The organism is Paenibacillus sp. J31R34 (assembly GCF_059383715.1).
Genome location: NZ_JBXENU010000005.1, coordinates 151573 through 168736, shown reverse-complemented (window position 1 = coordinate 168736; position 17164 = coordinate 151573). Strand labels below are relative to the sequence as shown.

General features: G+C 49.4%; 14 protein-coding genes. 1 reads left to right on the top strand and 13 read right to left on the bottom strand.

Features of this window, described 5'->3' with window-relative positions:
- Positions 1 to 37: 37 nt before the first annotated feature.
- The 5 genes from AC50YG_RS15790 to AC50YG_RS15770 form a co-directional block, all read right to left on the bottom strand.
- Entirely contained in the window at positions 38 to 1102 is a 1065-nt protein-coding gene (locus tag AC50YG_RS15790) for a sulfate/molybdate ABC transporter ATP-binding protein (RefSeq protein ID WP_341279050.1), read from the bottom strand.
- Positions 1103 to 1105: 3 nt separating this feature from the next.
- Positions 1106 to 1903, bottom strand: a complete 798-nt coding sequence (locus AC50YG_RS15785) for a sulfate ABC transporter permease subunit (RefSeq protein ID WP_056041368.1) — start codon at positions 1901 to 1903, stop codon at positions 1106 to 1108.
- Positions 1900 to 2715 (bottom strand): sulfate ABC transporter permease subunit CysT, encoded by an 816-nt coding sequence (gene cysT / locus AC50YG_RS15780; protein WP_473760821.1) that lies wholly within the window; start codon positions 2713 to 2715, stop codon positions 1900 to 1902. The genes AC50YG_RS15785 and cysT overlap by 4 nt, the downstream gene beginning before the upstream one ends.
- Before the next feature lie 508 nt (positions 2716 to 3223).
- Positions 3224 to 3859 carry a YigZ family protein gene (locus tag AC50YG_RS15775; RefSeq protein ID WP_494827978.1) on the bottom strand — a complete coding sequence of 212 codons (636 nt, stop codon included), beginning with the start codon at positions 3857 to 3859 and terminating at the stop codon, positions 3224 to 3226.
- 24 nt (positions 3860 to 3883) lie between these two features.
- Positions 3884 to 5233 carry a glucose-6-phosphate isomerase gene (locus AC50YG_RS15770; protein ID WP_430161594.1) on the bottom strand — a complete coding sequence of 450 codons (1350 nt, stop codon included), beginning with the start codon at positions 5231 to 5233 and terminating at the stop codon, positions 3884 to 3886.
- Positions 5234 to 5459: 226 nt separating this feature from the next.
- Between AC50YG_RS15770 and AC50YG_RS15765 the strand changes: the two genes are divergently transcribed.
- A complete protein-coding gene (locus AC50YG_RS15765) occupies positions 5460 to 6356 on the top strand; it encodes an NAD(P)-dependent oxidoreductase (protein WP_473760827.1) in 897 nt (298 codons plus the stop codon).
- A gap of 231 nt (positions 6357 to 6587) precedes the next feature.
- On the opposite strand, the gene AC50YG_RS15760 is transcribed toward AC50YG_RS15765, so the two are convergent.
- The 8 genes from AC50YG_RS15760 to tkt form a co-directional block, all read right to left on the bottom strand.
- A complete protein-coding gene (locus AC50YG_RS15760) occupies positions 6588 to 7145 on the bottom strand; it encodes a DUF420 domain-containing protein (RefSeq protein ID WP_341279055.1) in 558 nt (185 codons plus the stop codon).
- A 225-nt stretch (positions 7146 to 7370) separates the two neighbouring features.
- Positions 7371 to 8999 (bottom strand): response regulator, encoded by a 1629-nt coding sequence (locus AC50YG_RS15755; protein WP_494827977.1) that lies wholly within the window; start codon positions 8997 to 8999, stop codon positions 7371 to 7373.
- Between the two features lie 89 nt (positions 9000 to 9088).
- Positions 9089 to 10843, bottom strand: a complete 1755-nt coding sequence (locus tag AC50YG_RS15750; RefSeq protein WP_494827976.1) for a sensor histidine kinase — start codon at positions 10841 to 10843, stop codon at positions 9089 to 9091.
- Positions 10844 to 10940: 97 nt separating this feature from the next.
- Entirely contained in the window at positions 10941 to 12641 is a 1701-nt protein-coding gene (locus tag AC50YG_RS15745; RefSeq protein WP_494827975.1) for an extracellular solute-binding protein, read from the bottom strand.
- Positions 12642 to 12703: 62 nt separating this feature from the next.
- The gene (locus AC50YG_RS15740; protein ID WP_473760836.1) at positions 12704 to 13585 is read right to left on the bottom strand and encodes a carbohydrate ABC transporter permease; all 882 of its coding nucleotides are present in this window, start codon (positions 13583 to 13585) and stop codon (positions 12704 to 12706) included.
- Positions 13586 to 13597: 12 nt separating this feature from the next.
- Positions 13598 to 14527, bottom strand: coding sequence for an ABC transporter permease (locus tag AC50YG_RS15735; protein WP_494827974.1), 930 nt, complete (start codon positions 14525 to 14527; stop codon positions 13598 to 13600).
- A gap of 183 nt (positions 14528 to 14710) precedes the next feature.
- Positions 14711 to 15028 (bottom strand): pyrimidine/purine nucleoside phosphorylase, encoded by a 318-nt coding sequence (ppnP, locus tag AC50YG_RS15730; RefSeq protein ID WP_046233271.1) that lies wholly within the window; start codon positions 15026 to 15028, stop codon positions 14711 to 14713.
- 29 nt (positions 15029 to 15057) lie between these two features.
- Positions 15058 to 17076: a transketolase gene (gene tkt / locus AC50YG_RS15725; RefSeq protein WP_473760842.1), complete on the bottom strand. Its 2019-nt coding sequence runs from the start codon at positions 17074 to 17076 to the stop codon at positions 15058 to 15060.
- Positions 17077 to 17164: the final 88 nt, after the last annotated feature.

Genomic DNA, 17164 nt, shown 5'->3' with positions numbered 1-17164 from the left:
ACAACTCTTTCTGCTCGATGTTTTCAAACCCAAGCTATTAGATATGAATTGGCATTGGATCTTCCTTCAGGCTGTTTTCCTGAATCCAGCTCTCTTGATCATTAAACAAATATGCCCGGTGCACCAGCACTTGAACGCGGTCTCCCGGCTGCAGCACATCCTTCTCCAGCGAACGGTAGGTGACAAGCTTAACCGAACCTACCTCAAGCTCAACCAGCCACTCGCTGCCGCGGAAATGAATATGCTTAACGTTTGCTGCAAGCGTCGCAGATGCAAGGCGAATTTCCCCCGGCTTGCCGATTTCAATATACTCGGGGCGGATGAGCGCCTTCGTTCCCGGTTTGCCAGCAGCAGAGTCAAAGCCTTTCAATGCGCCAACATCCTCGACAATTGTCGATTCCCCGATAAAGCTCGCTACGAACGGCGTCTGCGGGTCCTTGTAAATCGCCCATGGCGAGCCCTTCTGCTCCAGCCTGCCCTTGCTGATAATCATAATTTCATCAGCAACCTCAATGGCCTCATCCTGGTCATGCGTGACGAAAATCGACGTAATGCCAACGCGCTCAATCATTTCCTTGAGCCAAGTGCGCAGCTCCGTGCGGATTTTCGCATCAATCGCCGCAAATGGCTCATCGAGCAGCAGCAGCTGCGGCTCAGGAGCGAGTGCTCTAGCGAAGGCGACACGCTGACGCTGGCCTCCCGATAGCTGGTGGGCATAACGATGCTCAAAGCCTTTCAGCCCTGTAAGCTCAACAAGCGTCATAACACGCTCGCGGATTTGTTCTTTGGTTTGCTTTTTCACCTTAAGTCCAAAAGCGATATTATCATAAACGGTCATATGCTTGAACAGCGCATAGTTCTGGAATACAAAACCGATTCCACGCTCCTGCGGCGGCAAATCATTGACGCGCTTGCCATGGAATACGATATCGCCAGAGGAAGGCGATTCAAGCCCTGCCAGCATGCGGAGAATTGACGTTTTGCCGCCGCCGCTCGGCCCTAGCAGGCCAATAAGCTGGCCTTTCTTAATATCGAAGCTGACATCCTGCACCGCATGAAAATCCCCGAAGCTTTTGTTTAAATTACGGACTTCAATATGCATGGCTTAATGCACTTCCTTTCGTTTCTTGGCCCATTCCATTAATAGCAGCAATCCTACGGAGAACGCCGCAAGCACGAGCGCAACCCCGTTCGCAGCCACAACATTAAAATTTTCCACATCCTGATACACGAGCGTCGTTGCCGTCTGCGTCTTATTCATAATATTGCCGGATACGACGAGCACAGCGCCAAACTCGCCAAGCGAGCGGGCAACCGTCAGCACAACACCGTAAATGACACCCCAACGAATCGACGGCCATGTCACCTGCCAGAACGTATACCACGAGTATGCGCCAAGCGTAGACGCCGCTTCCTCCTGCTGGGCCCCGATTTCCTGCAATACGGGCAGTACCTCGCGCACCATGAGCGGGAAAGTGACGAATAGCGTTGCAAGCACCATGCCTGGCAAGGCGTAGACGATTTTAAAGCCCGACGCTTCGAAAAAGGTTCCAATAACGGTACTTGGTCCAAGAATAAGAACAATCATCAAACCGCCGATAACCGGAGAGACCGCAAACGGCAGGTCTACCAAGCTGTTCAGCAGGCGCTTGATACGCGGCCCGATCCATTTTGCCCGTACCAGATAAAGCGCAAGCATGACCCCAAAAAGTGTGTTTAATGCGGTTACAATAACGACGATTAATGCGGTCATCTTGAGGGCATGAAGCGATTGCTGCCTGAGCAGCCCTTCAGTAAAACCACTCCAGCCTTCTGCCCAGGACCCGCGCACGATTTCGACAAGCGGTATGATAAGTAGAAGGATAAATACGACGTAAGTGAGCGTAATCCATAGTTTTCTCATTGGCCCGGCCTCCTGGATTGAATCAGGTTAACCGTCCACAAGATGACGAAGGATAAGGTGAGCAAAATAACGGAAACCGCCGCTGCTCCCTGCGGATTATCGCTTTCGATTTCCCCAAAAATATAAACCGATGCAATGAGCGTTTTGCCAGGAATGTTGCCCGCTACTAGCACAACTGCACCAAACTCGGCTATGCCGCGCGAGAATGCCAGCATCGCTCCGCTTATAATACCTGGAAGCATCGACGGTAAAATAATGCGAAAAAACGTCAGCGCTCTTGAAGCACCCATCGTATACGCCGCTTCTTCCTCCGAGCGATCCAGCTCCTCCAGCAAAGGCTGTACAGCGCGGATAACGAATGGGAAGGTGACGAACACCATCGCGATAATAATCGCCGGTTCATGGAATACGATATCGAAGCCAAGCTTCGTCGCCAAACCGCCAACAAAGCTGCGTGGGCCCAGCAGCAGCAAAATCATCAGCCCAGCAACCGCTGTCGGCAAAGCAAAAGGCAAATCGACGAGCGAGTTGAGAAATCTTTTCCCGGGAAATTTGTAGCGAATAAGCACCCAGCCAATCATCGTTCCAAGAAAAATGTTGATTATCGTCGCAATAACGGCAAGCCTGACGGTGAGCAGCACCGCTTTCCACGCGAGAGGATCGCTTACGCTTTCCCAGAACGGCTGCCAGCCAAGCGACAGCGATTGCGTGTAAATGCCGAAAATCGGAATAATAATCAGGATAATAAAATAAAGCATAACCGTACTTCGGAAGCCGAAGCTCCACCATTTGTTTCGAAACATAGCATTCACGTTGACGTTACCCTCCAGACCATCGACTCGTGTCGTAGGTGAAACCACAGACGAAAATAGAAAAGTACAAATACGAAAAGATAAAGCAAAAAAGATAATCCCTATTAACAAACTTGGTATTATCAATTTAGCAGATCATATTAGTCCAAGTCAATGCTAAATTGGCCTTTTATTTGTGGAGTTCAACTGATTGCTGGAAATGGAGTCTGCGCTGCGTGAAAGGTTGGGAGTTCGATCGCTGTTGCCTTTGGAATTCTTTGAATTTATTCTATCTAAGGTAGAATTCCAAAGGCAAAGGCGAACGCTCCGCTTCTCACCCCCAAACCTTTCACTCCGCTCCGACCCTTTTCCAGCTACTATTGAAAAACCACAGAACAAAATCGCCAAAACCGCTCAGGAAAAAAGATAAAAGATATCAACCATGACAAAAAACGCCTTATTCATTATCCCCAATGGGTTTATGAATAAGGCGCTTTTTTGCAATTTTTAATAGCACATATTGGGCTTTTTATTCGCCCTCAATATAATAGACGCTCTCGCCTGCTTCTATCTCGGCTTGGCCCTGCGTGAAATCCGTCATCCACGCGATAAAAGCTTCCGCCTCCGGCTCCGCCGGCAAACAGCTGACGATGACGCGGTCCGTAAACTCCGTGCCGCCTACGCGTATGCCACGGCCGTGCAGCTCGTTCTCCAGCTTGCCATACCAAGTATAGTCAACGGAAACCCGCACCTCACGGTGCAGGACGTTGACAATCTCGCCTGCCGCTTCGATTCCGGCTACCGCGCCGTCTGTGTAGGCCCGGACGAGTCCTCCGGCGCCCAGCATCGTGCCGCCAAAATAGCGGGTGACGACGACGGCGATATTTTTGAGACCCTTGTGCTTAATGACCTCCAAAATCGGCTTGCCCGCCGTGCCGCTTGGCTCGCCGTCGTCAGACTGCTTCTGGAATTGGTCGCGCTCCCCCACCATATAGGCGGAGCAGTTATGCGTCGCGGTTTTGTGCAGCCGCTTGATCTCGTCAATAAACTGCACCGCTTCCTCCTCGGTCTCTACTGGCTTTGCATAGCCAATAAATCGGGAGCGCTTGATGACGATTTCGGCATGGGCCTGCTGCCTAACCGTTCGGTAACGTTCAAGCTTCATCAGGAAGGAAGTCGGAAACGACGCCTACAGGCGCGCTTCCAGCTCCGCTTTCTCCTTCTCGTAGCCCGGTTTGCCAAGCAGCGCGAACATGTTTTTCTTGTATGCTTCTACGCCCGGTTGGTCAAATGGATTTACGCCGAGCAAGTAGCCGCTGATGCCGCAAGCCTTCTCGAAGAAATACACGAGGTAGCCGAAGGTGTATGGCGAGAAATCCGCAATGTTGACGATAAAGTTAGGAACTTGGCCGTCTGTATGCGCAAGCAAAGTGCCTTCAAATGCTTTTTTGTTGACGAAGTCCATCGTTTTGCCCGTCAGGAAGTTCAGACCATCCAAATCCGCATCGTCATGACCGATGGAAATGTGCTCGGACACTTCCTTCACTTGAATAACGGTTTCGAAAATGTTGCGGTTGCCCTCTTGGATGAACTGGCCCATCGAGTGAAGGTCTGTCGAGAAATCAACGGAGGAAGGATAGATCCCTTTGTAGTCCTTGCCTTCGCTCTCGCCAAACAGCTGCTTCCACCACTCCGATACGAAGTGAAGCGAAGGCTCGTAGTTAACGAGAATTTCAGTTGTTTTGCCTTTGCGGTACAACGAGTTGCGGGCAGCCGCATATTGGTAGGCTTCATTTTCAGCCAGATTCGGATTGCTGTATTCTTTGGCAGCGTCAGCCGCGCCTTTCATAATGGCATCAATATCAACGCCAGCTGCTGCGATTGGCAGCAAGCCTACAGCTGTCAATACGGAATAACGGCCGCCAACGTCATCAGGGATGATGAACGACTCGTAGCCTTCTTCGGATGCCAGCTTTTTGAGCGCGCCTTGCTGTTTGTCCGTCGTTGCATAAATACGCTTGCGTGCAGCTTCCTTGCCGTATTTTTTCTCCAGCAGTTCACGGAACAGACGGAAAGCGATCGCTGGCTCAGTCGTTGTGCCGGATTTGGAAATAACGTTGATCGACCAGTCGCGGCCTTCAAGCAGCTGCGTCAAATGCGTCACGTAAGTGGAGCTGATGTTGTTGCCGGCAAAAAGTACTTGCGGCGTCTTGCGCTGCTCATGCGGCAGCAGGTTATAGAAGGAATGCGACAGCATTTCGATCGCTGCGCGCGCACCCAGGTAAGAACCGCCGATGCCGATTACGATCAGCACCTCGGAGTCCGATTTAATTTTTTCAGCCGCTTGCTTGATGCGGGCGAATTCTTCTTTGTCATAGTTTTCAGGAAGGTCAATCCAGCCCAGGTAGTCAGAGCCTGTACCCGTGCCGTTATGTAGTTGATCATGCGCAAGACGAACTTGCTGTGTCAAGTTGTCGATCTCATTTTGCCCAATAAACGTTAGTGCTTTGCTGTAATCGAAATGTACCGTTTTACTCATAAACAAATAAGCCTCCTTAGGAATATAAACGGCATCGCTGCCGTTTTTAAAATATCGTACGATTAACGGCGGGGCTCAAGCTTCCCCCCACTGATAATCAACATCATGTATAGCGTCAAATCTACAATATCGGATTTAAACTATAAAAACAAGCTTATAACAATGAAATCTTGATGAAGAAGCCGTATAATGAAAGGAAAACGCTAGCCATGGGAGGAAGCTTTTGATGAAAACAGCAGCATTTATCGGACTTGGTGTAATGGGTATGGGAATGGCGGCGAACCTGCTGCGCAAAGGCTATAGCGTCACGGTGTACAACCGCACGCCCGGAAAAGCGGCAGCGCTAATCGAGCTTGGAGCGACTGAAGCATTAACTCCGGCCGAAGCGGCCGCTGGCAGCGATGTCGTGATTACAATGATCAGCAATGATCAAGCAATACGGGACGTTTATTATGGTGAAAATGGGATTTTCGGCGCCGTCCGTTCCGGCACTGTGCTTATTGACAGCAGCACCATCTCGCCAAGTCTGGCGCGCGAGCTAGCGGCAACCGCCGAGCAGAAGGGTGCCTCGTTCCTCGATGCCCCGGTTACAGGCAGCAAACCGGCAGCCGATGCCGGAACGCTTGTATTTATGATTGGCGGCAGCAAGGCGGTGCTCGACGCCAATGACGACATTTTGCTAGCAATGGGCGGCAAGCTCATCTATATGGGCCAAAACGGCAGCGGCTCCATTGCCAAGCTGGCGCATAATACAATCGTCGGCATCAACGTTGTTGCGCTGACGGAAGGCATGGCGATTGCCGCAAGCGGCGGGCTCGACAGCAGCGCCTTTCTAGAGCTGGTGCAGGCCGGCAGCGCATCGAGCAAATCGGCTGAGCTGAAGGGCCCTAAGCTGATCAATGCCAATTATGATGTGCAGTTTTCGCTAGAGCTGATGCTCAAGGACCTTAAGCTGTCCTCCGTACTGTCAGACAGCCTGCGCGTGCCCACACCGCTGCTAGAGTCGGCGAAGAGCATGTTCCAGGTTGGGGAGTCAATGGGACTAAGCGAGCTGGATATGTGCGCCGTAGCCCAAGCTTACGAGCAGTATATCGGGCGCAAGCTCGGCGGTGGAAGCTTGTAGGCTTGCGGTAAGTGCGCTAAGCTTGCCTTGTGTGCTAGGCTTGCCGTACGTGCTAGACCTGCCTTGCTAAGAAGCAATGTTTAAGCGTGACACGATAGGAATGGAAGAGCATAGATAGCGAAGGCCATTCGAATGCTCCTCTGATTATAAAACCGGGTACAGCTTGTCCTTTAAAGTGACAGGCTGTACCCGGTTTTATTTTTGCATGGCGAAGCGGAAATCCGCTCCTCCTTAATAGTACGGCGAAATCATCAAGTAGACGACAACGCCCGTGAAGCTGACATAGAGCCAGATCGGCATCGTCCATCTCGCGATTTTGCGGTGGCGTTCGACCTGCATGGAGAGGCCTCTTGCCACAGATAGCAGCGCCAGCGGCACAACGACGATTGCCAGCAAAATATGCGTAATCAGCACGAAGAAATAAATGCTCTTCAATGCCCCTTCGCCGCCATATTTCGTCGATTCCGTCAAATAGTGATAGGTCACATAGGACACGAGAAATAAGGTCGTCGAGACGAATGCCGCTCCAATAAAACGGCGATGCAGCTTGATGTTCTTTTTGATAATCGCAACTAAAGCTACGACCAGAGCAATAAACGTAAAGCAGTTAAATACCGCATTGAGCAGCGGCAGCAATTTCACATTGAAGCCAAGCTCCCCGTCATAGGCCGGCAGAAAAAACAGCACCGTCACTAGCCCTACGATCACAACGGTCAAAATCGCAATCAGCGGCGTATAGTTTTTGTCCGGCAGCAGCTTAAGGCTCTGCTCCTGTTCCCTTTTACTCATCGCTTCTTCCTCCTACAAATATGCTTCTCTAAGTCCGAGAAATATAGAGAAAGGTTGGCGAAATCATATACTTTCTCTATATTTCAAGCAGAAAACAAAAGCTTCCTTCCCGATTATGCCATGCCAAAGACGCCTATTTCAGACGTTTATGTCACAAAAAATCGAATTCTAAGCATGAATTAGAAAAGTTGACACAAATGAAGCGCCAGCCGGGCCCGCATCAGCTTATACCGAATGAAGCTCCCGATAGTCCTGCGGTGTCATGCCATACACCTTCTTGAATACTTTGATAAAATAAGGCGCATTGTGGTAGCCGACTTTACTGCCGATTTCATAAATTTTCAACTTTGAGTTTCGAAGCCAATAGGCCGATTTCTCCATCCGCATTCGCTGCATATAGTCGCTCAAGCTTTCATCGGTTGCCGCTTTATACATCTGGGAGAGATACACGGGATGAAGGAAAACATGCTCGGCAATCATCGTCAGGGAAATCGTATGAGCAAGTTGCTCGTCAATGAAGCGCTGCACCTTCTTGATTAGCCTAGATTGGCTGCCCATTGCCTCGGTCTCAAGCTGGCTGCGTATGTTCTCCGCCAATCGAACCAGCTTATCTCGCAGCAGCCGCTGCTGCCTTAAAGACTCGAATGTCATCATTTGCTGGTCACCTAATTCCAAAAAATCAAACAAGCCGTACCCGCTTTTATGGGCAATAAAGCTAAGTGTACCTGTTACGGCACAATAGACCTCCAATGAATGCTCGGCGGAGCCGTCAAAATCGGTCTCAAGCTCATCGAAAATCAAGCTCAGCTTTTCCATAAAGGAATCCCATCTCCCCGACTCCAGCAGATCAGACAGCAGCGGCGGCTCATACAAATGCTTGAATGTACGGATGGAATTCATCCTCAACTGCTCGCCGAGCGGAAGCAGCAACCCCCTTCCTGAGCCGACATGCTTGAGATATGCCGTAAGCGCCTGACGATAGGAGGCGGCCAAATGCTCGGGAAACCGCCCCCAAGCACTGATGACAACCGATATCGACCCATTCAAATACCGCTGCACCTGCTGCTGCAAATAGAGGCACCGACGCGCAAGCTCCTGCTCCGCCAATTCATCTGTCATGCCGCCCTTCCCATCCAATGCGCGGACCACTACGGCCAAATAATCACGGGAATCCTTGCACATCCACAATTGATAAAAATCGCTGAGCACCTCCTCGGCAATATTACCGACCGCATATTCAAGCAAAGCCCGATCATTGTGCCCATATTGAAAAAAAGGCTCCTCCAGCCGAATCAGCAGCAGACTTACAGAATGCTTCGGTGAAAAAGGAAGCGAGAGCTGCTGAAGCCTCTGTTCTAATGCAGCGGGTGAGATCTCCCGATCTTGAAGCAAATCAATCAGCAAGTCTTGCTGCAGCAGCGGCAAGTTTTCCCGCATTGCTCGCTGTGTGTTATCACGTGAAACGGCTGCTTCCCATTCCTTCTGTACAGCTTGCAGCGCCTTATTTACCGCGCTAATCAGGTCCTCGTCATTGACCGGCTTGAGCAAATAATCAGAGGCGCCGCTAGTCAGCGCCTGCTTGGCATATTCAAATTCGGCATAGCCTGTGAGCAAAATAATAGCGGTCGAATCTGATGATTTTCGCACGCGCTCCATGAGCTCTATACCGGAAATGCCCGGCATCCGGATATCCGTAATGATTAGATCCATAGGGCATTTGCGCATAATCGCCAGCGCATCCGAAGCGGAAAAAGCTTTATGAATTTCAACGTCAGCCATTCCATATTCAAGCAGCGTCGCCGCAACCCCTTCAACTACCGAACGTTCATCATCAACGATCATGAGCTGGTACATGGCCAAGTCTCCTTTTTTCCTGACATGATTGCAGCGCTCCGTGCAGCCTTCGCGCACGCATGCACTTATGCACGCACTCACGCACTCACTCACTCACTCTCACGTCCGCTTGAGAGTGCCCTCCACCGTATCGTTGCGCGAAGGCCACCTTTAGACGAATGCTCCAGCGTGAGGCCAGACGCTCCGCCGTATTTATGAACAAGCCGCTGATGGACATTGCGCAGGCCGCAGCTCTCGTCCAGCCCTGCATTAGCGCTGATTTTCTGCCGCAGCCGCAGCAGCTCCTGATCACTGAGGCCCACACCATCATCTTCACATACTATTTCATATCCATGCTCGCCGATAAAGCCCGTAACTTTAATCATGCCTGTCCCTTCTCTTGGCTCCAAGCCATGAATAATGGCATTCTCAATAATTGGCTGCACGATCAGCCTCGGCAGCTTGAGCTCCAGCATGGCATCCGGAATTATAATTTGAAAGTGAATGCGGTCCATCCTCATATTTTGAATCGACAAATAGTTGTGGGTCAGCTTGATTTCCTCGCGCAGCGTCGTTTCCTGCTGATCTACATGGGTCGTATAGCGATAATAGTCCCCCAGCTTGACCGCCATCGCCATTACGGCGTCCCGCTCGCCAATGCGCGTCATATTTTTAATGAAAAATAAGCAATTGTACAGAAAGTGTGGATTAATCTGCGATTGCAGCTGCTTCAGCGTGGCTTCTCTGGCATGCAGCTTCTCCGCATAGATACTATTGATTAAATGCTGGATTTGCTCGCTCATCAAATTGAACTGTTCAAATAAATAACCGAATTCGTCATGCTTGCGGCTGCCAACACGTACGGTATAATCGCCCCTGCGCAGCCGCTTGGCGGCCAAATACAGCTCCCGAATCGGGACCTGGACATTGCGATAAAGCAAAAATGCGGATAACACGCTTATGAGCAAAATTAGACAAAGTGATATCCAGAACCAATTGCGGCTGGAGGTTATCGGAGAAAGAATGCTTTCAAGCGGCATATATTCGATTAAATACCAGCCTGTAGCCTCCGACTTGGCATAAAGGATCATATATTCTTCATTTTGCAGCGATGCCAGGAACGTCCCTTGCTTTACATCTTCCTTGTATTTCTCAAACAAAGGCAGCAGTTCATTAATTCGCTGCATATCTGCTGTACGCGCAACGATGGGGGCAGCATTTTCATGATATAAAAAAGGGTCGCCGGGACTGTCCGCCTTAAACCGGGTCAGCATATCCGTAATATCTCTCGTATCGACCCGAATCTCGCCCACCAGATCAGCCTGCTCCAGATCCTCGTAAACGAACAGCGGCTCCACAATCCGATAAACGAAAGCGTTCGGTATTCGGCTATTGTCCTCTACCGAGTAGGTCCATATGAACGGCTTAAGCTCGCCTTTATGCACCGTATCGATGAACATTTGCTTATAGGATATAGAACCGTGTGTGCTGACTACTTCCCCTGAAAGCGGCGCATATAACGTATAAGCACGCTCCAGAATACCGGCCTTCCCTTTGATGTCCAAATCATCCTGCAGTCTCAGCTTCGTCTCAAACAGCTCGGAATTCGTGCTGGAGGAGGGCAGTGTTGTAAAAGCGCGTACTAGCGGCTCAATGGCTAAATTATTAACTGAAATCATATATTGATCAAATTCAGCATCAATCTGTTGAACAAAGAAAGAAAGCTTGTCCCCGCTGTTTTGCCTGATTTGGTCCTCTACGACATGAATGCTTATTTGATTTGAATAGGAATACAAACCGATAACAGGGATGAGCAGCAGCCCCATAATGGCTAATATTTTTTTGAAAATATTTGATTTCTCCATTACGGAGCCTTCCTTCCTGAGCAAAAAAAGCGCCGTATTCCCCTCCTAAGGGATTGGGCGCTTCTATTGTTTATCCGATGTTAGGTTGCCCGATTACTTATTTTTGAACAGCAGCATACCATTCATTAACCTCTTCGGTAATGGTGTCCCCAGCAGAAGCTTTCCACTGTGTGACGAACGCGTCAAAGGCGTCAATCGGACTGCCGCCGTAAATGATTTTATTAAACGTTTCCTTTTCGCTTTTGCTGAGGAAATCCCAGCGCTTCTTGTAGGTTTTGGTCGGAGAGCCAATATATAAATTTGGCATCGCATATTCCCGCTGGCTGTAGTTGACTGCACCAGCTGTAATATTTTTATCCAACCCTCTGGACTGCTTCTGCTCGAACGCCGTAGCCGGCTCCTTGCCACTTGCCAAATCGTTCATCGTCTGCATAACGAGGGAAGGGATGCGGGCGCCATCAAACAGCAGGGTATACTTTTCAACATTCATTAGCGGCTTGTCTGCCGGAAACTTAGCTTCATCCCAGACTGGCTGCCCATCTTGAAGCATAAAATCATAGCCTTCTTTAAAGCCGTATTCAAACGGACTTCCAGCCTGCGGATTACCCTGCTGCTCATATAAAAGGTTGGCATACATAAAAAAAGCTTCCGGATGCTTGAAGTCTTTATTGATTAAAATGACTCCATTGCCCGTTCCCGATTTGCTGCGGCCAATTTTCCCATCTGGTCCCGTAGGCAGAGGATATGCGCTGTAGTCAGCATTTTTATCTACCTCTTTAACCGCTGGCAGCGGCCAGCCTCCTGCCCAATAAGGAGCAGCTACGATTCCCGCCTTGCCTGATGAAAATAATTCAGCAGCCTTGCCTTCATCATGCAATCCCGCTTCCTTGTGAATGTAGCCCTTCTCCATCCACTCCTTCAGCTTCGCAAGCACCGTCTTCACCTCCGGCGCAATCGAGCCGTAAATAAGCTTGCCTGTCGCGGCATCCACATTCCACTGCCCCGGCATTGCGCCGTAAGCGCCGAACAGGAAGTCGGCATCCGCGAGTCCCCATGTGTTCATGCCATTTTTCAAGCCAACTGCCAGCCCTACGGTGTCCTTCTTGCCATTGCCGTCTGGATCACCGTTCGTGAACAGCTCCATCATCTTTTCCAGCTCTTCAATTGTTTGCGGCGCTTTCAAATTCAGCTTTTTCATCCAATCATCTCTGATCCATAAAACGGTGTCATTATTGTTAGAGTAATCGAGAATCGGAATCGCGTACTTTTTTCCATCACGAACATAAGGATACCAGACTGTTTCGTCCTCCGCCATCGCTGCTTTGTAGGCATCGCCCGCATACTTGTCGAACAGGTCGCCAACGTCTGCGAACTTGCCTGAATCGATTAATGCGTCGATAACATCCTGAGAGCCCCGATACTGAATAATATCAGGAAGATCCTCGTTCGCGGACAAAATCAAGCGGATTTTCGTATCAATCGCGCTGCTGTCGGCCGTCCATAAATAATTGAGATCGATATTGAACGTATCCTTGGCCCATTGGACATGAGGATTATTGTTGATGTCCTCCCCGGCGCGAAACTTCACATCAGTGGTCATCTGGCGAACAATATTGATTTTTAGCGGCTCCTCGTATTTGCCCGCTTTGATCGCTTCATCTGCGATGGCTACAGCTTGCGGCTGCGGGGCATTGCTTGACGCTTCCTCATTTCCTGGCGATGAGCAGGCCGTCACAGCTGTCATACCCAGCATTAAAGCGCTCCATAATGCGGTCGTTTTTATCCAGCTTTTATTCATCGTAGACACTCCCCCTATTTAATGGCTCAGCTATCGCACTTTCTGTGTAGCGGACGATTGTGCTATTCCTTTACGGAGCCAAGTACAATCCCTTTAACGAAAAATCGTTGCAGAAACGGATACACGATAATAATCGGCAGGGTAGCAATAAAAATCTGTGCCGTTTTCACCGTCCGGTTCGACAACTCCTTCATTTCATCTGCATTGACGCTCATGCTGCTTAAGTCCCGCTGGACTACAATCGTCTGCAAAAGCGTAGACATAGGATATTTTTCGGCATGAGTCATATAAATCAGTCCATCAAACCAAGCGTTCCAGTGACCAACCATTGTAAAGAGGCCGATTGTTGCCAGCGATGGGAGTGATATCGGTAAATAAATTTGCCATAATGCGCGAAAGTGGCCCGCTCCATCTATAAACGCCGCTTCCTCCAGCGCTTTCGGCACCGATGTACGAAAAAAATTCATCAATAAAATCGTATTATAAACGCTAACTGCTCCCGGAAGAACGAGTGCCCATACCGAATTCAGCAGCCCCAGCTTTTGTACAACGATATAACCGGGAATCAGCCCGCCGCTGAACAGCATCGTAAACACGAAAAACCAGGCATATATATTTCTGCCCTTGAATTCAGAGCTCTCTTTGGACAAGGCGTAGCCAATCAGAATCGACAAGGAAAGCGCAATCGCTGTGCCAAGCGCCGTTCGAATGATTGAATTTCCAAAGGAGCCGATAAAAAATACATTCGACAATGTAGATTTATAGGCGTCTAGAGAAAAACCAACCGGCCACAGCTTTACCAAATTGGCATCGGCTGCTGCCGAAGTACTGAACGATACCGCAAGCACATGAAGGAGCGGTGCTATACACATGAAGGACAACAGGGCTAGAAAAGCAACGTTGAATGTAGAGAAAACACGATAAGAAATTGAACGATAATGCATGCCGCTCCCCCCTTAAAAAATGCGATAATTGGCCAGCTTGTAGGCAAGCCTGTATGAAATAACAATCAAGATAAAGCTGACTAGCGATTTGAACACGCCTACGGCTGTACCGAAGCCAAAATCGCCACCCAGCAAGCCTACTCTGTAAACATAGGTGTCGATGATATCTCCTTTTTCATAAACAAGCGGGTTGTATAGATTAAAAATCTGGTCGAACCCGGCATTGAGCACGTTGCCAAGCGATAAGATCGCAACCACAATCGTAATGGGCAAAATAGACGGGATCGTTATCGAAAGCGTCTGACGCCAGCGATTCGCCCCATCAATAAGCGCCGCTTCATAATATTCGGGATTAACGCCCGCAAGCGCCGCTAGAAAAATAATGGTCGAGAATCCGAAATCCTTCCATACATCGCTGACAATAATCGTAAATCTAAACCAATTCCCATTGCCAAGGAAAAAAATCGGCTCGATTCCAAATACCCCAAGCAGTTGATTGACTAGTCCGCCATCTGTAGAGAGCATATCGAGTAAAATGCCTCCTAGGATGACCCAGGACAAAAAATGGGGCAAATAGACGAGCGTTTGCACAAACCGTTTAAACAGCATTTTACGCACTTCATTGAGCAGCAGCGCAAAAACGAATGGAACAATGAGATGCGCTGCAATTTTGATGCCCGCGATCAGCAGCGTATTCCATATGACTTGCCTTGCATCCGGATATTCAAACATCAGCTTGAAATTTTCCAGCCCGATCCATTCGGAATCCAAAAACCCAAGCTGGGGCTTGTAATCCTGAAAGGCCATCACGAGTCCCAGCATGGGCAAATATGAAAAGATCAGAACAAGAACTATACCCGGAATGAGCATGGCGTGCAACGGCCAAGTGAGCTTGAAATTCCACCTCCGCATCGCTCTTTGTTTCAATAAATCCCCCTCCATTTAACCTTCTTCTTATTTATTGTTAGCGGTTACAGAAGCTATTGTAGCTTTCCGAAGCCATGGGGAGATATAACAATGTTTTAGGATTTATGTTGTTTGGTTAAGGAAACATCGGTTAGTCGATGAACGACGAAAAGGGCTGCTTCGCATATGCGAAGCAGCCCTTCCTTTGATTTTGGAATCTTATTCGTAAATGTACGAGCAGCAGTAATCTGCTACCGTCGCAACCTGAAGCTTGAATTTCGTGTTGGCAGGCACAGTGAACTCGCCTTTGCCTTGAATGTGCAGCCACTCCGTCTCGCCAGGAAGCAGCACTTTCAAATCACCAGCAAGAATTTCCATAATTTCTACGCAGTCTGTACCGAACTCGTAGTCGCCTGGCAGCATAATGCCGAGCGTTTTTTTCGTGCCGTCCGCGAACAATACAGCGCGGCTTGTTACTTTACCGTCAAAATAAACGTTAGCTTCTTTGACGACCGTTACATTTTCAAATTGAGACATGGCGGTATAATCTCCTTCTATTTCGAAAATTAAAGTACGGATTTCACTTTGCTTACAACGTTCTCAACCGTAAAGCCATATTCAGCGATGACGCGGTCGCCAGGAGCCGAAGCGCCGAAACGGTCGATACCGATAATCGTGCCTTGATCGCCAACATAACGCTCCCAACCGAATGGGGAAGCCATTTCGATAGCAACGCGTGCTTTAACTTCAGGAAGCAATACAGAATCTCTGTAAGCTTTGTCTTGCTTCTCGAACAGATCCCAGCTCGGAAGGCTGACAACGCGAACTTGAATACCTTCTTCTGCAAGAGCTTTCTGAGCAGCAACAGCCAGTTGAACCTCGGAGCCTGTAGCAATGATTTGCGCTTGCGGCTTGCCGTCTTTCGCATCGGATACAACGTATCCGCCGCGGCGGATGCCTTCGCGTGCGTTATCTACAGAACCTTCAAGAATCGGAAGGTTTTGGCGAGTCAGAACAAGCGCTACTGGATTGCTTGTGTTCTCCAGCGCATAAGCCCATGCTGCGGAAGTTTCATTGCCATCAGCTGGACGAATAACCGTCAGATCAGGGATGATGCGAATCGAAGCAAGCTGCTCGATTGGCTCATGTGTAGGACCATCTTCGCCGACTGCAATACTGTCATGCGTAAGTACGTATACAACAGGAAGCTTCATCAGCGCTGCCAGACGAATAGCTGGACGCAGGTAGTCGGTAAATACGAAGAACGTACCGCCGAATACTTTCAGACCTGTATGAAGAGCAATACCGTTCATTGCAGCAGCCATACCGAACTCGCGAACGCCGAAATAAATATTGCGGCCATCGTAGCTGCCTGGCTTGAACACTGGCAAGCCTTTCAGGTGAGTCATCGTCGAGCTTTCAAGGTCAGCGGAGCCGCCAACAAGGCTAGGAACATTTTTAGCTAGGCCGTTCAGGGCATTACCGGAAGCTACGCGAGTCGATACAGGCTTGTCTTCTGTTGTGTAAACAGGAAGGTCTGCATCCCAGCCAGCTGGCAATGAACCGGAAGTTGCGATTTCGAATTGAGCAGCAAGCTCAGGATTTGCTTTTTTGTATTCAGCAAACAAAGCATCCCATTGCGCATTGGACTCTTCGCCTTGCTTCTTCACTTCTGCGAAGTGTGCGCGAACTTCGTCTGGCACGAAGAACTGATTGTCTTCTTCCCATCCGTAAAACTGCTTAGTCAGCTTCGTTTCTTCAGCGCCCAGCGGCGATCCGTGAGGACCTGCATGTCCGCCTTTGCCGCCTTTGTTCGGGCTGCCGTAACCGATAACGGTCTTCACTTCGATCAAAGTCGGTTTAGCATGGTCTGTTTGCGCTTCAGCAACGGCTTTGGACAATGCATCCAGATCGTTGCCGTCTTCTACGCGCAGCACTTGCCAGCCGTATCCTTCAAAACGCTTCTGAACACTCTCCGAGAAGGACAGGCTCAGTTCGCCATCGAGGGATATATCGTTTGAATCATATAGTACAACCAGTTTACCCAGCTGCATGTGACCAGCCATGGAAGCCGCTTCATGCGAAATACCTTCCATCAAATCGCCGTCGCCACAAATCGCATAAGTATAATGGTCGATTACGTTAAAGCCTTCTTTATTATAAGTAGCAGCAAGCTGTGCTTCTGCAAGCGCCATACCAACGCCCATAGCCACGCCTTGTCCCAGTGGACCAGTCGTTGCGTCAACGCCAGCTGTGTGGCCAAACTCAGGGTGACCCGGAGTCAGGGAGCCCCATTGACGGAAGTTTTTCAGTTCCTCAATTGGAAGATCGTAGCCAGAGAGGTGCAGCAGGCTGTATAGCAGCATGGAGCCATGTCCTGCGGAAAGTACGAAACGGTCGCGGTTTACCCAAGTCGGGTTAGACGGGTTGTGAACCATGCTTTTAGCGAAAAGCTGATAACCCATTGGAGCTGCACCCATTGGCATACCTGGGTGTCCAGATTTTGCTTTCTCAATCGCATCGATCGCAAGTGTGCGGATCGTATCAATCGAAAGCTGGTCAACTGATTTTTGAGTAACTGTCATTAGCTTGTTTCCTCCTAAAAATCCATTCTGGTCTTCTTGTTTTAAGTGTTGCTCTCTCTCTCTTTAGAAGCATGGCAAAGCTTCCGTT

What these genes read in the sequence shown, in the direction of transcription:
- AC50YG_RS15790 (WP_341279050.1), bottom strand. Translation starts at nt 1,102, where the DNA reads ATGCATATTGAAGTCCGTAATTTAAACAAAAGCTTCGGGGATTTTCAT.
- AC50YG_RS15785 (WP_056041368.1), bottom strand. Translation starts at nt 1,903, where the DNA reads ATGAGAAAACTATGGATTACGCTCACTTACGTCGTATTTATCCTTCTA.
- AC50YG_RS15775 (WP_494827978.1), bottom strand. Translation starts at nt 3,859, where the DNA reads ATGAAGCTTGAACGTTACCGAACGGTTAGGCAGCAGGCCCATGCCGAA.
- AC50YG_RS15770 (WP_430161594.1), bottom strand. Translation starts at nt 5,233, where the DNA reads ATGAGTAAAACGGTACATTTCGATTACAGCAAAGCACTAACGTTTATT.
- AC50YG_RS15765 (WP_473760827.1), top strand. Translation starts at nt 5,460, where the DNA reads ATGAAAACAGCAGCATTTATCGGACTTGGTGTAATGGGTATGGGAATG.
- AC50YG_RS15760 (WP_341279055.1), bottom strand. Translation starts at nt 7,145, where the DNA reads ATGAGTAAAAGGGAACAGGAGCAGAGCCTTAAGCTGCTGCCGGACAAA.
- AC50YG_RS15755 (WP_494827977.1), bottom strand. Translation starts at nt 8,999, where the DNA reads ATGTACCAGCTCATGATCGTTGATGATGAACGTTCGGTAGTTGAAGGG.
- AC50YG_RS15750 (WP_494827976.1), bottom strand. Translation starts at nt 10,843, where the DNA reads ATGGAGAAATCAAATATTTTCAAAAAAATATTAGCCATTATGGGGCTG.
- AC50YG_RS15745 (WP_494827975.1), bottom strand. Translation starts at nt 12,641, where the DNA reads ATGAATAAAAGCTGGATAAAAACGACCGCATTATGGAGCGCTTTAATG.
- AC50YG_RS15740 (WP_473760836.1), bottom strand. Translation starts at nt 13,585, where the DNA reads ATGCATTATCGTTCAATTTCTTATCGTGTTTTCTCTACATTCAACGTT.
- AC50YG_RS15735 (WP_494827974.1), bottom strand. Translation starts at nt 14,527, where the DNA reads ATGGAGGGGGATTTATTGAAACAAAGAGCGATGCGGAGGTGGAATTTC.
- ppnP (WP_046233271.1), bottom strand. Translation starts at nt 15,028, where the DNA reads ATGTCTCAATTTGAAAATGTAACGGTCGTCAAAGAAGCTAACGTTTAT.
- tkt (WP_473760842.1), bottom strand. Translation starts at nt 17,076, where the DNA reads ATGACAGTTACTCAAAAATCAGTTGACCAGCTTTCGATTGATACGATC.